The sequence below is a fragment of the Nocardia sp. CA-119907 genome (assembly GCF_050955995.1).
GTDB lineage: Bacteria > Actinomycetota > Actinomycetes > Mycobacteriales > Mycobacteriaceae > Nocardia.
On sequence record NZ_CP192091.1, the window covers coordinates 6,209,921 to 6,225,268 of the forward strand.

Annotated in this window: 10 protein-coding genes; 2 read left to right on the plus strand and 8 right to left on the minus strand. The window is 63.1% G+C overall.

Translation table 11 applies throughout. The annotated features are described in order from the left end of the window. Positions 1-6 precede the first annotated feature (6 nt). From ACQP2D_RS27410 to ACQP2D_RS27425, 4 genes are all read right to left on the minus strand, one after another. On the minus strand, positions 7-1,941 hold the full coding sequence (locus tag ACQP2D_RS27410; RefSeq protein WP_433678793.1) for a hypothetical protein: 1,935 nt from the start codon (positions 1,939-1,941) through the stop codon (positions 7-9). A gap of 206 nt (positions 1,942-2,147) precedes the next feature. Beyond that, positions 2,148-4,280, minus strand: a complete 2,133-nt coding sequence (locus tag ACQP2D_RS27415) for a hypothetical protein (protein ID WP_433678794.1) — start codon at positions 4,278-4,280, stop codon at positions 2,148-2,150. A gap of 249 nt (positions 4,281-4,529) precedes the next feature. Continuing rightward, the gene (locus tag ACQP2D_RS27420; protein ID WP_433678795.1) at positions 4,530-5,690 is read right to left on the minus strand and encodes a hypothetical protein; all 1,161 of its coding nucleotides are present in this window, start codon (positions 5,688-5,690) and stop codon (positions 4,530-4,532) included. Between the two features lie 862 nt (positions 5,691-6,552). Further along, positions 6,553-6,702 (minus strand): hypothetical protein, encoded by a 150-nt coding sequence (locus ACQP2D_RS27425; protein WP_433678796.1) that lies wholly within the window; start codon positions 6,700-6,702, stop codon positions 6,553-6,555. A 321-nt stretch (positions 6,703-7,023) separates the two neighbouring features. Here ACQP2D_RS27425 and ACQP2D_RS27430 point away from each other — a divergent pair, with 321 nt between their 5' ends. Then, a complete protein-coding gene (locus tag ACQP2D_RS27430; protein ID WP_433678797.1) occupies positions 7,024-8,244 on the plus strand; it encodes a hypothetical protein in 1,221 nt (406 codons plus the stop codon). 91 nt (positions 8,245-8,335) lie between these two features. Here the strand turns inward: ACQP2D_RS27430 and ACQP2D_RS27435 are convergent, their stop codons facing one another. The 4 genes from ACQP2D_RS27435 to ACQP2D_RS27450 form a co-directional block, all read right to left on the minus strand. After that, positions 8,336-9,556 (minus strand): hypothetical protein, encoded by a 1,221-nt coding sequence (locus tag ACQP2D_RS27435; RefSeq protein WP_433678798.1) that lies wholly within the window; start codon positions 9,554-9,556, stop codon positions 8,336-8,338. Positions 9,557-9,690: 134 nt separating this feature from the next. Then, on the minus strand, positions 9,691-10,011 hold the full coding sequence (locus ACQP2D_RS27440; RefSeq protein ID WP_433678799.1) for a hypothetical protein: 321 nt from the start codon (positions 10,009-10,011) through the stop codon (positions 9,691-9,693). A 275-nt stretch (positions 10,012-10,286) separates the two neighbouring features. Then, positions 10,287-11,183, minus strand: coding sequence for a hypothetical protein (locus tag ACQP2D_RS27445; protein WP_433678801.1), 897 nt, complete (start codon positions 11,181-11,183; stop codon positions 10,287-10,289). A 229-nt stretch (positions 11,184-11,412) separates the two neighbouring features. Next, the gene (locus ACQP2D_RS27450; RefSeq protein ID WP_433678803.1) at positions 11,413-13,155 is read right to left on the minus strand and encodes a hypothetical protein; all 1,743 of its coding nucleotides are present in this window, start codon (positions 13,153-13,155) and stop codon (positions 11,413-11,415) included. Between the two features lie 540 nt (positions 13,156-13,695). On the opposite strand from ACQP2D_RS27450, the gene ACQP2D_RS27455 reads away from it, so the two are divergent. Continuing rightward, positions 13,696-14,910 carry an IS110 family transposase gene (locus tag ACQP2D_RS27455; protein WP_433678804.1) on the plus strand — a complete coding sequence of 405 codons (1,215 nt, stop codon included), beginning with the start codon at positions 13,696-13,698 and terminating at the stop codon, positions 14,908-14,910. Positions 14,911-15,348 lie beyond the last annotated feature (438 nt).

Consider the following 15,348-nt stretch of genomic DNA (forward strand, 5'->3'; position numbering starts at 1 on the left):
TGCGCCCTACCCAGGTCCCGCCTCAGATCCGGCACCGAGGGCAGGCAGGTGTGAATACGGGCGCAGGGATGATTCGGTCATCGGGCTGCGATCGATGCTCTCGGGTAGTGCCGCGGCAATGAAGTCGCCACCGCGGTCCGCGCCGACGGTGTCGGCCGCGCTGATATCGCGGGCATGGTTCGGGTCAGCGTCGCTGCCTGCCAGCGTCCCGAGGTCACGAGTGCGCACGATCTCGGTAATGTGGCTGTGCCAATCGACTCGGCGTTCCTGCATCTCGGCACCGTGGAACTGTGCCGACCGAACGTATCCTCGGACCATCGCTCCCAACGCCGCGCACACAGTGGTGTCACCACCGGCTGTTTCCAGGGTCGAGACGAGCTTGCCGAGTGCGTACTCGAATTCCTGCTCGCTGTGGTGGCCGCCGTTGCTGGCGCCGCGGGCGAGTTGTTCGATGTGGCTGCTGATGGTGTGCACGGGCACTGAGTCGTCCCAGGGTGGCGGCTCGTGGTCGGCGTCGTGGGCGAAGATCGGCACTCCGGCGTCTTCGAGGACGGCGATCATCTGCCCACGCGCGGTGCTGGCGAGTTCGATGGGCAGGTGAGCGTATCGGTGCAGATCCCGATCGCGCTTGTGCAGCTCACCGACCAGCAGCATCTCGGGCAGCACCGTGTCGCCCAAGTCGAGCTCGTCGAGGGTGTGCTCGATGTGCTGAGCCTCGATGGGCAGCAGCCCGAAACCATCCTGTAGATGCGCGCGAAGCGTTGCGCGTTGGGCGCCCAGACCGTCGAGGAGGTCATGCAACCCCTGGACTGCACGAGCATCCTCGGCCAGCTCATCGGGACGGTCCAGCACCCGTTTGGCGTAGCCGTGAGCGATCTCGACCCATGCGCTGTAGATCCGCAGCTGTTGGTCGAGCGCATCGCGATTGACATACTCCGGCCACAGCGGCACGGAATCGCCTGCGCCGCTCAGGATCGCGTCCCGACCAGCCCGGACACGGTGCTGATCAGGCGCGACCAAAAGCGACAACGTGTCTTCGAATGCAATGCCGGACAAGGCGTCCTCGGGTGCGACGCCGATATCCCAGTACCGGGGATCGGCTCCCGTGTGCAGGGTATCGCGGATCGCGCCTTTGATCTCCTCGCCCGGATCGAGCAGAACTGGTGTTTCACCGATCAGATCGACATCGGCTGTCCGGCCACACAGGTAGTCCATGACGAAAAGCACTGTCGTGCAGTGATGCTCGGCTATCCCTAAGTCGGCGAGGTCGGCCCAGATCTGATCGCGTTCGGTGCGTGAGCGAGGGATCACCAGCTGCGCCCGTGCAAGCGCCTTGTCGGTATCGGTGAGTTCGATCCTGTCGAGGATGCTGCAGGCGGCCGCTATCGCCGCGCGCTCCCGGTTCCACTGCGTGGCACCTTCGCGCCGGTGTTGGTCGGCTTCCGCGTCGAAGCTCGGGTCGATACCGATCACTGCGGAGTCGACATCGATGAGCAGGCCGTATTCGCTGCGATAGTGCTCGACGAACGTCGCGACCGCCGCGCGCGTGCGCTCGAAGTCGTGCTGGCGCGACCGTGCGGCCGCTAGTTCGGCGGCCCCTACGCCATCGACGACTGAGCCGAGGTCGACATGGTGTCGGCCGATGGCCGTCAGCGCGTTCACATACTCGCGCTGGACAATTGCGTGCCGCGCGACCGTATGTCCCAGTGCCGCGGCGTGCTCTCTCGGGGCTGGGCTGGTCACCAGTTGTCGCGCCTGAGCAGCTTCGTTTTCTGCGTCGCCCACCCGATCGCGGGGATTGTTGTCGGCGGCCAGCAGCGAGGCACGGTGCAACGCCGCCCACACCAGCAGGTACGCCATCTGCTGGCGTCGCCCTACCGGACGCGGGCCGGGCCGCAGCGACGGCACCGCCGGCTCACCAACGGTGTGGCGGCCGGTCACCGCTGAACACCCGATGCCGCCGCGATCTCGGGCAAGGTTCGCTTGCCATGGCACGCGGCGGGAGCAGCGGCCACGCTCCTGGCTACTACGAGGGCTCTGCCAGACCCGGGTGTGGATGCAACGGTCGGTTCATTCACTGCTCAACCTCGTATCGTGTTGCAGACCAGCTGGTTTCGGTGTCGCGCTGGATGCACCGACGGGCGTGTTCACCGATCTGGACCTGTGTCGACGTCGGTGCCCGGCCGTGATCCTGACCCCGGCGAGGTCTGTTCCGCGGTCCATTCGCGAGCGGGTGCTGGGGGCAATACCGCATCGATTAACGCCGCGGTGGTGTCATCGACACCGGCCGCGGTGGCGTTGGCCGCCATCGCAGGCTGATCCGGGATGGCGGCGCGATCACGTTCTGCGGCAACTGTTCTCATCCGTGCGTCGAACCAGCGGCTGCGCTCGTCAGTCACGACCGCGTGTGTGTAGGCTGCCGCGATCGACTCGCTCAACGCTTCGCCTACCTGGAAGCGGATATCGTCGCTGACACCGGCCCGCAACAGTTGCTCATCGAGCTCGTCCGCGTATGAGTGGCAGTCGAGGTGGGCGGCGAAGCTGTCGCGGGCAAAGCCTCGGGCCAGTCCACCAATACTGATCGTTGTTGATTCCAACGCACTGCGCACCGGTTCGACAGCGGTATTCGACAGGTCCCCGATGCCGACTCCGGCATCTTCGAGCAGTCCGATGATCCGCTGCTCACTCGTTTGCACAGTCTGGATCTCCGCCCGAGACCGCTGTCGCAGGTCGGCGAACTTCTTGGAGCGTTCATCGACCAACACCAGTGCTGGCATGTTGATCTCGCCTATCTCGGCCTCGTCGACCAGACAGCGGATCAGCTCACGCTCCATCGGCTCAAGGCCTCGGCCATCGCGCACCATCGCAAGGATGGCCCGGCGCTGCTGAGCCATCTGTGTCACCACCGCCTCGACCGGCTCGTCGATCGGTCGCCCAGGCTCGTGCGCCCATTGGTCGGCATAGCCGTGCGCGGTCATCATCGTTGCCCAATGCTCACCCAGCATCCGCTGCAACACATCCCGATTCACATAGTCCGACCATGGCGAATCCGATGCCTCGGCGACCAAACGCTGATCGGACGGTGACAGCAACGCCAACTGTGCCAGCGCCTGAGGTCGCATCGACGCGACACCGGCTTCGGCGCGCAGGCTCGCAGCGCGCCCTTTCACCTCTTCCCCGGGATCAACCAGGACAGGCGAGTCCCGCAAGTCGAACTCCTCGGACCGCCACCCGGAGAAGTAGGCGAGCGTGAATTCGACTGTGCTCCTGGCCGCGGCCAGTTCGGGGCGAACCGGAAACGCCGAAATAACCTCCTCACGCAGCCCTTTGAGACGTTCGCGCTCGGTGTCATCAGCGGAAGCGGAGAACGACATCAGCCAGTGCGTCAACGCCGCCTTCACCGCTGCGAGTTCGTGCGGCAGCATCCCCGCCGATTCGATCACGCTGTTGACCGACTTCCTCGCGCTCACCGCCCGTTTGAGGTCGGCTACACGTACCTCGCTGAACTCCTGCCACCCCGGGTCGATGTCCGGGTCCACCCCGACGTTTCCGGTTGCCAGGTCGATGATCAGCCCGTGTTCAGTTCGATAGAATTCGATCAGATTGGCCAGCGCCTCAGCCGCGCCCGGCGAACTGTCGCGCCACACCAGCGCGTCGGTCAGCGCTGCTGCCAGTTCCGGTTGCGAGCCGTCGTAGTTCAGGCGCCGCAGCCGCTCCTCGGCCGCGGCTCGGGCGGCAGCGATCGAATCCTCGAAGGCACCGTCCATCTGCAGTGTCCCTGGATCGGGTGGCCTGCGCCATTCCCATTCGACCTGTTCGTCTTTGGCGCGGTGGAACGCGATCTTGACCAGCAGATGCGCCATCCGCTGCACAGGCCCGGACCGGACGGCCAACAAGCCGGGTACTCCCGCGCCGGCGGGCACCTGCGGCACATCGTGCGAGGGCTGTTGTCCGTTCCCCGATTCAGTCGCTGCCTCGTCCGTCCGAGAATGGCTCGCGGTCTCTTCGCCGACGATCGTCATCGCTGCTTGTTCGGTGAGCAGCTGGCGGATGCGCTGCACGTCGGATCGGTCGGGAACGTGCACTCGGTAGGACCCGTCCGCCGCTGCGACAGGCTCCCCGGCCAGATCCGCTTCGAAGACAGCGCGTCCGTCGTCTCGCAACACCGTCGCGGCCCGCTGCACTACCCGCGCGGCCTCACGCGTCGAGGATGCACCGGCCTGCGGGACGACAATCAGAACCGTGCCACCAGAACTGGGGTGTGGCTGTGGGGTGATCACTGGCCGGTCCCAGCGCCATTCATGCACCGGCCGCCGCGGTCGCGTGCGAGGCCGACGTCTCGAGGTGCCCAATCCGGTACCCCAACATCACCCCGCCACGCACCACGATTCATTCGTGCCTCGACTGTCCGCCGCGGCGGAGCAGGGTGCGCCGGTCGACGCGGAACCGTCCACACGCCACTGTCTTTCGTCTGCGCTACTGGTGCCGGATTCGATTGCAGCACAGCAGTTGTCGCGATCATCAGCACCTCACTCCGATACATCGGGTCCGACGCTGGCCGCGCGCGCTGCGCTCGCTGTAGCACTGGGCGCGACCTGATCAACTATGTTTTTCGACTGCGTAGCTGCCTCGACATCCCCTACGGCCGCGTTGATCGCTTCCCCGATCTGTTCCCCGCTGTCAGGCTGTGTCACCTTTGCTGGCGCGGCTTCGCTGTCGAGGTGGTGTTCGATCGTGCGGAGAGTCGCGTCGGCGGTCATGGCCTCGACGGTTCCTTCAGTCGCCATATCGGGCGCTGGTACCTCATCCGCGCGCAGCGCTTCCTCGACGAAGGCATCGGGATCGACATTGGCGTCTTCCCGCAGTCGCGCAAACCACTGAGTGGCCGCTTCACGGTTCTCCTCGCTCAAGTCGGCCGAACCGACAGCGGCTCCGAATCGGGCAGCTGCCTGCATCACGCTGTCATCGGCCTCCGCCTGCTGAGCCAGGTCTTCGCTCAAACCCTGTGCCCTGCGCCGGAATTCGCGGCGGTCGTGGACCTCCCCGACCTTCTCCCGCAGCAGCTCCGCTTCCCCCGCGGCCTGCTCTTTGACGGCTGCGATCCTGGCGGCGTTCAAAGCGTCGCGACGTGTCTGCTCGGCGGCGCTGTCGCTGGCACGGCGGTCGAAGTCGGCCCTGTTGATGCGGCCTTCGTCCTCGATAACCTCCTTCGACGCCGCGAAGTTGGCCATCCGGGCTTCGTGCTGCACGGCCCCGCGTACGTCTTCAGCGGCGGCGTAGCTCGTTCGCCGCCGATAATCCGCCACCTTGATCCGCGCCTCCAACTCTATGAGGGCTTTGCGCGCCTGGTTGTTGTCCATCCGCGCGACGTGTTCGGACCAGCTGCGTGCATCCTTGTTCGCGTCGAGCAGGTTCCGTCGCGCGATATCCTCGTCACCGCGCTCCATGCTTCGGCGGGTGGCCTGCATGTCCAGTTGGTGCTTTTCGGTTTCTCGCTCGTCGCGTTGGGCGATGCTGTTGAGCCTCGCGTCCGTCTCCGCTTTGTCATTGGCGATGCGGAGCTGGCTTTCCACAGCCGAGCGGGTCTCGCGGCTCAAATTCATCCACAAGTTCATCACCGACGCACCGGTTTGGACTGCTCGCGCGAGCATCGCTGGCGACCCGGCTACGGCATCGACTTCCGCATTCATCGCCGCCGCCCGCCACCGAGGATTCCGAAATCAGCATTTCTCCACGAGGCCAATTCCGGGTCTGCACAGGTGCTGTGGCGCATGGTCGGCTTCATTTCCTGGCTGTGGTGGCCCTTCGAGGGAACACGCCGCAGGGGACTGGTGTTGGCGAAACGTGTTCCCCACGAAGGGAGGCGGCCGCGGATCGGATTTCTGTGCGACCGCCCACTCCCATCACAGCCGGTGTCGCTTAGCCCGTTCCAGTAGCTGCATTAATGCGGTTTGCATGAATGCAGCGCGCATGCCAGTACGCGCGCCAGTTCTCGATCACGTCAACGACACCGGCTCGGTTGAGCCTGGCCGATCATCGGTTGCACCTCTTCGGTTTCCACAGCTCGATGCTGTCGTGATTGACTCGTTCGGGATGCTTTCTGGACGTGATGCGAGTGTTTCATTCCCGGCCCCGCCTCAGCAAATCGCTGGCATGGCGGCTGTTTTCGGCAACACCATAGTTGAGCCTTCACCCGTCGATCTTCCGATAGACCTGTCAACAGGGCGAGCTCCCGGTCCGCCCGACCGGAAGCACCCATCGTCTGCTGCTGCCCAGCCGCGACGGGATCGAGATCAAAACACCGCCGCATCATCTCGGCTGGGCCGCCGCCAAACGCGACCACGGTGGTCACGCCGCAGAATCGGTGCGATCGTCCGGCGATGCCTTCAGTCGAACCGATGCCACCTGCGCCGAGCGTCGCTGCCGACGTCGGCAGCGCCCGGGCATGACCGCTCCGGGCGCTGCCTGTGTACGTGTCAGCAGTCGTCGTCCTCGTTTCGGTCGGCCGCTGCGTCCGTGCGGTCAGCGAACCCGCTGGTTGCGGATGCGCTTTCAGGATTCGCGAACGGCGACGCAGGCCAGTTCAACGAGCTGTGCCGTGGTGGGCGTGCCCTCGGCAAGCAGCGTCAACAACGCCTCCTGACACGAAAGGCATCCATCGAAGACCGCGCCGACGAGCTTGCCCGGAAGAGTTGTATCCACGCCCCAGCCGCCCAATTTGCCAGTGGGGATCTCGAATCCTTCGTGCGCGTGGGTCGGTCACACGTAGATGGTGTCACCGATCAGCACGGAAGTTCGGGCGAATGACGACCACCGCGGCGCCCTATGGGCGAATCGCGCTCAGCTGGGAGAAACCACCTTCGGAATGCACGCCGGGCAGCACGGGCGAGCACACCGAGTTGGGATCTGTTGCCGGGCAATCCCGATAACGCCATCTCGATCTGTCGACGCTCCTGATCTGCGGGTGTCCCGACCCACATACTCGTACGATGGTTCAGTCGCTTCGACGATCGGGATTGCTTCATGGGAGACTTCCACCCGAGCGCATCCGGCCGCTCGCATCAGGTCAATATCCATGGCGATCACCATGGGCCAATTGATACCTCGACATCGCACTATCATGGCCTTCGGCTGTCGCGGCGTGTGGTTCTGGGCGGATGCGCTGCCATCGTCTGCGTGCTGACCCTGTCACTTGCCTGGGTTGTTTCGAATACCGAGAAGCGAGAGCATGCCAGGCAGCTGGCGGTGGTGCAGGGACCGGGAGGATCCCAGGACTCCTGGGGGCCCACCAGACTGGCTTTCCGCAACGACACACGGCCTGAGACTGTTGTTTTCAACTCGATCGAAGACAATCCCGCCTATGGCGATGAGCGCAACTTCATGCGAGCTAGGAAGGTGGGGAGTAAGGACTGGTTGGATCAAGTCGCCCTCGAGCAGGGGGCGGAATACGAGGTTTCCATCTTCTTCCGCAATGATTCGACCGATAGAGATGCCAAGTACTCTCGCATGCTGGTGGACGGCCCCAGTGTCGCTCGCTCCGACGCGAGTGAACGCCTGGTCTGGCGGACGCATATTTCGGCGTCCAACGCCGGACCAGCGGAAGTGTGGGACACGATCAGCTTCTCGAATCCGAATCAGAACGACATAGCACTTCGGATCAAGCGAGAGCCACGAATGGAGACCGATGATCTGAGAGAGGAAGTGAGCGTGAGTAAGTATTCTCTGCTCAGCGATGACTCCATTGACGGGGTTCTGATCGGCACCAGCGGCCTCGACGGGACAGTGAAAGCCGGTAGTCACGGCAGGGTAAGCTTTACCGTGATAGCCGACTTCCCCGCATTCAGTTTCGAATCCCAAGGCAGGGCGAAGGGATCCGGCGAATGGAGATCCGGAATCGTTGTCGGTCAAGGGACGATTGTCGAGATCTTGTTACGCTATCAGGATATCGGGTCAATGGAACAACGGAACGTTAGGTTGAAGAATCAACTTCCGGAGGGTATGCGGTACATCCCCGGGACCGCTGTGTTAATCAATGGCAACAACCCCGACGGCATCACTGTTTCCGATGTCAGTGATATCGACATCGGAGACTATGCCAGCGGTGGGGCAGCGTATCTCGAGTTCGAGGCGCAGATACTGGCACCGCCGTGTTCGCAGCTCACTCATCTAGCTGCAGTCGAGACACTCAACGGATCCCGTAGAGCCGATCTGCCCATCCGCGTGTCGGGATCGCAGTGTCCATAATTCAGGATCGCGGCACCTACAGATTGTGGTGAATCGATGGATTGGACGCACAGACGATTGGCGTGCTGCGGCGACAGCGGCGTGCTGGAAGCTAGCACTGCTGCCCGGCGATTCGAACCGTAGCCTCTGCCGACTTGGAGCCGTTGTCCGTATCCAACGTCGCGATACTGGTGAGTGCGGTGCAAGGTAGGCCCTCCACCTGAACTTTGAAGAACAGCAACGCATTGGCATTCGGATCGTAGTTTCCGATATTGACTCCTATGCCGGTGATCTCGTTGCTCACGAGCTTTAGGCCGTCAGGGTTATTGCCATTCTTGACGCTCGTTGAGTTTGGTATCAGCTTCATACCGGAGGGCAATTTTATCTTCCACACCACATCGTTCTGCGCGACAGTCCCGGTGTTGTCGTAGCTGAGTTCTACTTCGATGATGTCGCCACTATTCGCCGTTACCTCGTACCTCCACTCCTTGTTGCCGTCGATGCGCGCCATGTTCTCGACCTCGAAGGCGGGCTGGTCGGCAACGACGGTATAGAGGACTCGGCCCGAACCGGAAAGCTTTCCGTCGAGAGAGTCCTGGCCGAGCCGAACACCCTCTGGACCGAAAAAGTCGTCGACATCGATCAACACGCCGTCAGCCTTTCCGCTCGTCTGCAAGCGGGCGCTGCCTGGCTTGAGGCGCATCCCCATCGTGCCGCCCGTCCGGTTCTTCAATTCGACGTAGTCCTGCACACGCGACGGCTTAGCATTGGATGCCCCCACGTAGCTGTACATCCGATAGCCTGTGTCGTCGGAGCTTTCAAGGAGATCCCGAGGGAAGTCGGCTCGTGCGTAGGCGAAGTCGGTGCTTCGTGCGCCGTCGTTTCGGAAGAACACAGCCACCTCGTATTCGTGGCCGCGAACAAGTTCGATGGAATCGGTCCACCTGCCCCCGGATGTGGTGTCCCGGATCCGCATGAAGTTGCGCTCGTCACCGTAATCAGGATTGTCGATCACCGAGTTCAAAACCGGATACTCCGGAAGATGGCCCTCGGTATGCGTTTGCCGGTCCGGAAACCATCCGGTCTTCGATGGCTGATCTGACACGCTGGCACGCACGTCCTCGTGTGTTTCGTCTGATCCCTTGCCGGACAGGGCAAACCACGCGCCCCCGGCGATCGCTGAGACCGCCAGAGCCATCGCCACGACGAGCGCTACAGGGCGAAGTCCGTGATAGACGACCGTGGGCAGGTTGATGTCACCGGTGTGGTCACCTCCGATATTGACCTGCCGCGCAATTCCCTCGGCTCTCGCGCGAAACCCTGGCTCGCTCACGCCCGCAACTCATCCGCGATGATGCCGGCCGCCGCGAGCACGGCCGCTACTGCACGGCAAGCCGCACCCTCAACCACGCATCGGTGAGCCATTCGGACCTCGGATCACTGTCTCGCGCCGTTGTCGCGCCCGAGTCAGAGCGTTATCGGGCCATGATGGTCACCATGGATATTGACCTGCTTTGCGCTGTCGAACGCTTGCGAGACAATGGTTTCCACAGTCCGATCAGCGCGGGCGAGCGTGACCAACTGCTGCAGGTCCGTCCGAAACTGCGGGTCGGTACTTGCCGCACGATCGATCCGTGTCGCCACGTCGGCAGTGTTGCCGTCGCTGGGGTTCGTTGCCAAGGTCGCCACCGCCTGTTGAGCCTCGGTGTCATCGCGGAACTTGCTCGCAATCAGCTCACGCAGCCGAACGATCGCACCCCATGTGCTCGTACCGGCGGTCTGCGCCAAGCCTTCGCCGAACTTCGCGGCGAGCAGAATCGCGGCGGCCGACCCAATTGTCAACGGGTCCACTGTTTCCCCTATCGGGTATCGAAGGACAGAGCCTCATTCTAGGGGCAGGACGCCATAAGGATAGTGCGAACGATAGATCGATCCGCTGCGCGCACACCGGGTTTGCGAGCGCGCACTACGATGACCGGCCCTGGACCTGCCAAGGCAGGCGGAACCGGTCGTAGTGCGCTGGTATAGCGAAACTGCAATCCGCTGTTCCATGAGCTCGGCGGCTACGGGCTGCGGGGTTTCCTCGTGCGCACTATCGGTGGCTCCGTCTCCTCGTAGAGGTCGGCGTACAGGTGCCTCACTACGGGCTCGCTGTGCAGCGCGATCGGGTAAGCCGTCTTTCGCATCGACTTAGGGAATGTCTTGTTGGTCGGCTGTTCGAACCAATGGTCGATGCGGGTGGCGGTGATCGGCGACTTCCCCCCTTCTGTCAGGCAGATGAGGAAGGGGGGAAAACTGATCATCCAGAAGTGGATCCCTGGAGAAGAGTCGGCCATGGCGGCAGCCTCGTCGGCTGTGAGTGGAATCGTCGCCAGCATCGCACCGGAGTTCAGGTAGCTGATGCCCGCGTCCGCCAGCGCGACGTGCAAGCTGAAAGGCGCGATCGACGACGAATCCTCCGAGAAGTACGCCGCAGCCAACTGCGGGTGCTGTTTCAGCAGAGCGTCGGTGCGTTGGACCGCCAGCACCATCCCGAGCACATGTCGTACGATCCGGCCAGGGTGGAGATTGTTCATCCCATCGAGGTCCACGCCCTTGCCGTGGTCGATGCGGAGTTCCTTCGCTCGCCCATTGGTGTGGTGAACGCTCCAAATGTCCCCTGGCTCACCGCCGAGGTGCTCGCAGATCTCATGGACCGCTCGCTGGATCCAGGCGATAACATCGCGGTTCCAGGCGGTGTACGCCTGAGGCAGACCCCGATTGCTCGCGCCGGTGTTACACGGGCCGCAGAGCGACGGCAACGCGTGCCCCTCCCGGAAACGGTGCAGCACAGCGCGCGCGGGATCCTCCCATTCCGTGACGAGAGTGACCTCAGAGTCATTTCCTGTCGCCCACGGAGGGAGGTGCTCCTCCGTCATCTCCTTGTCCTCACCACAGTGCCGACACCAATCGAAGATCACCGGGCCATCGTCCGCGCTCGGCGCTCGCCGCACAAACGGATTTGCGGGTCGAGTACGACCACTGGCTTTACCCGGCCCGGAACCAGCCGCTCGTTCAAAAGGGAAGGGAGGGGCGCGAGTAGGACCCCGAGAGACACCTGACCGCCGATATGACCGAGATTTGATTGCGATCGGCGGCTAAGTCGGCCAGCTCACCTCGGCGACGGCGGTCGGTGCGTGGCTGGGAAGATCAACCGGCGGCGCTGGGCAGTACAGGCGTATTCGGTTCGGTGATACCCCGAATCGACCAAGGGGTGACGGTTGTCGTTGTTGTCACGCGACCGGCGATGTAGGCAACGAAGACTGTCCCATCGCTGCTGGTCATCCGGAACGGCCGAGAGCCTGAGTCGTCGGTTTCTCTATCGAGAACTTCGGTGAAGGTCGAGGGGTGGTAGTAACGCAACGGTCCGCCAAGGCGTAGCGGGCGGCCGAACAGCTCAATGACTCCGGCAGGGTAGTTGACCACAGACGCACGCAGCTCGCCGTCCTCGTCCTCGTCCTCGTCCTCGGGGAGTGTGGCCCCGGGGTGGGTGTAGCCCTGCACTGCGCGGCGCGGTAGCGGGGCGATGCCCCCGTCGAGGATGATGCGCAGAACGCGCAGCCAGATCCGTTGGATCCTGTCGATCTCGTCGGGCATCGCGAAGATAGTCCCGGTCCGGTCCTGGACCAGGTCGAGATCATGTGCAGCCTCAGCCAGATCAGCCAATTCGGTTCCATATTCATCCGGCGCGATGGATCCCAGTGCGGCGGTAGAAAGGAAGTTTCCGTCGATATGGATCTGTGCCGTGGTGGCGTTGCGGATTGCGCGCCGAAGCTCAATGCTACGCCAGATTTCCCGAGGCTCGCGTCCTTCCAAGGTGAGTGACATGGTCGCCTCGCCGGCCTCACCCGCCACGATCGGTGCGCAGAGCTCAAGATGAAGGCTGTGATGGAATGTGGCCGCGATTGTGTACCCGGCTGTCCCCTGCGCCACGCGTGTAATCGGTCCTTCCTCAGAGGCAGACGCGGCCCCGTCCGCGTCGAACAGCGACAACCGACATGGCTTGCCGTTTAGCGAACCGACCGGTGCGGATTCACCGATCCGTACAGCAGTGAGCGGGCCTTTTGTCGGATCCAGAAGTTCTGGTCCGGTCCACTTCAGGTTGGTGATGATGTTACCGGGCACCACGACCTCTCCGGATGCCCCGAATCCGACCACCCGGTGGAGGTTGTTGACGAAATCCTCGTCCGCGGTGGCGAGATCGATACCGAACTGGACGCCGAGTGGGCTGCGCTCGGCGGCGTGCGAGTGTTTCGCGATCGGTGTGAAGGCGATGGTTTTGCCGTCGGAAGCGTAGGCGAGTGTCCAGTGATCATCGAGTTCAGCAACCACTCTGTTGAGTCCGCGCAGGCGGTCGGCCAGGTCGGTGATGCCTCCGGCCAACACCGATCGCTCCGCGCGGTGGAGTTGGACCAGTTTGGTGAAGTGATCATCGCGCGACATCCGGTCCAGAAGGTCTGGTTGGGCCAGCAGCAGGAAATCCAGCTCCGGCTGATCGATCATCGAGAAGGCAGGCGGGACTCCGTCGACTTTCGCGACCAGGTCGCTCTTCACGTAATCGACGATGGAGTCCTTGTATTTGCAAGGTATGACGAGGATCCATTCGTCTGGTCGCGGGTCGAGTTGCATCGCCTTGTCGAAAGACCGTTTGATCTGGTTCTTGCGGCTTCTGTCGTTGCTCGACAGTCCGTCGGTGTAGAACTTCAGCTGGTACACCAGTCGCCGGTCCGGGTAGTCGACCAGGATGTCGATGCCCTTGTCGCCGCCGCGGTCGTCCGGGATCCGAATCACCGAGACCGAGGTTGCACGACGGTGTTTGCGCAGCATGAGTTGCTCAAACACCCACTCGAAATCTCGCCGCTCCGCCTGCTGCCAGTTGATGCCGACATCCACCAGGCCCCTCAATCAGCACCTCCTCTCCGCACTTGTCTTGCCCCTTTGGCTGCGCTGAGGTTGACATCGGCGCAGCCTCCTCTTTCGTTCCAGACAGGTGACTGTATTGCTCATCTGCTGAGCCACCTCGATCGGCGACTTCTTGCTGCACCAGTTCAGGGGCTGCAGAAGACTCCTGAATCCGCTGCACTGCTAGCGCACACACGATTCGCGGAATCGGTCAGGACTGAGCCCACTGAGGTTTGATTCGCGCGGCAACTGCGATGCCGTGTTGGCCTGTTCCTAATGAATCAGGTGGTCGCCTTATCGGGGACCCCTAAGTTTGTAGTCGTCCGGGCGAAGATCGTTCGGATGCCCGAAAGCGGCGGGGCGTGACTGATCGGGGACTGGTAGTTGGGTTGCTCTGACCGGATGGTCACCCCGCCGCTGCGGACGCTCCGGCTGCTGATTGAGACACGTGGCGAACCGGTCGCTTTTTAGGGGTATGCCAGCGGGGTTGTCCATGGGCGCAACCGCATTCATGGGAGACTGGGTAAACGTATGGCGGAAGCGGTCGACACGGCTTGGATCGGCATTGATGTCGGCAAATTTCATCACCACGCGGTTGCGGTGGATGCCTGCGGAATCGTGTTGTGGTCCAAGCAGATCCGCAACGATCAAGCAGTCATCGAACAGTCGATCGCGACGGCATCCGAAACCGCCCGGCAGGTTCGCTGGGCGGTGGATCTGACCTCGGCCCACGCGACGCTGCTGCTGGCGGTCCTGGTCGCTGCCGACCAGCAGGTGCTGTTCGTGCCCGGCACGATCGTCAACCGAATGAGCGGCGCGTTCGCCGGTGAAGGCAAGACTGACGCCCGCGACGCCCAGGTGATCGCTGAAACCGCCAGATTGCGCAGGGACCTCACCACCTTGTCCACCCCAAGCGAGCTGGTCGTGGAACTGGGCCTGCTGACCGGTCATCGCACGGATCTGATGGCCGACTGGGTGCGCGGAGTCAACCGCCTGCGGGACCTGTTGTCGCGGGTATTTCCAGCATTGGAACGGGCTTTCGACTACTCGACCCGTTCGCCGTTGATCCTGGTCAGTGCTTACTGCACACCCGAGGCGATTCGCACCGCTGGTACCGGCGTACTCACCGAACACCTGCGCAACGCCGGCGGGCACCGGCCGTCAATCCGCGGCATCGTCACCAAAGCTCTGGCGGCCGCGGACACACAGACGATTACCCTGCCCGGCGAAGCGACGGCCGCGGGCCTGATCGCCGAGCAGGCCCGACGCCTGTTGGACCTCGACCGGCAGATCAAGGACCTCGACAAGCAGGTCATCACCAAGTTCCGCACCCACCCGCAGGCGAAAATCCTTGAGAGCATGCCCGGCATGGGGCCGATCCTCGGTGCAGAATTCCTGGCGATCACCGCCGGGGAGCTGGCTGCATTCGGCAGCGCCGCGCGCTTGGCCACCTACGCCGGGCTCGCACCGGTGCCCAACGACTCTGGTCGCCGCAGCGGGGTCCTCCACCGGCCACTGCGATATCACCGCAGGCTGCGGCACGTCTTCTACATGGCCGCGTTCGCCAGCTTGAAGACCGACGGCCCGTCACGACAGTTCTACCGCCGCAAGAGAACCGAGCGACAACGCCACACCAAGGCGATGATCGCGCTGGCCCGCCGCCTCGTTGACGTCGTTTGGGCCTTGCTGCGCGACAACCGCCTCTGGCAACCAGACGCGCCCCCGATCCCAGCAACCGCTGCTTGACACAATCATTGAGATCCGGTCAGTGTTGGCCGCGATCGCCTTCGCCGGCCTGCTGGCCTTGAATCGCTGGATTCGATTACCCCATCCCGACTGGCCGACCGGGTCAGCGAGCAAGCCCACCCATCTGCTTTCCGAGCTGGGCAAGGTCAGAGACAAGCTTGGCAGTAAGATCGCGCGATTCCGCATCGTCAGCGCTCAATGCCCGGAAGATATCGAGCATCCTGGACGAGCCTGGCTGGCCGTCCTTGCCCCCATCCCGGCCATACAGTGGAGTTCCCGCGCGCCCGCGGCGAGCCCGAACGTGCCAGGATTGATGTGGTGTATCAGTCTTCCTGCCTCGTGTGCCAAATCGTGGACCGGTGTCACGGGTACTGCGCACTCATCTTGCATGTGTGATGCCAGGACGAGTATCTCGTCCAATCCGATGCTCTGGCAGAC

Excerpts from the sequence above, each read along its gene's own strand:
- ACQP2D_RS27455 (WP_433678804.1), top strand. The coding sequence starts at position 13,696 with ATGGCGGAAGCGGTCGACACGGCTTGGATCGGCATTGATGTCGGCAAA.
- ACQP2D_RS27420 (WP_433678795.1), bottom strand. The coding sequence starts at position 5,690 with ATGAATGCGGAAGTCGATGCCGTAGCCGGGTCGCCAGCGATGCTCGCG.
- ACQP2D_RS27430 (WP_433678797.1), top strand. The coding sequence starts at position 7,024 with ATGGGAGACTTCCACCCGAGCGCATCCGGCCGCTCGCATCAGGTCAAT.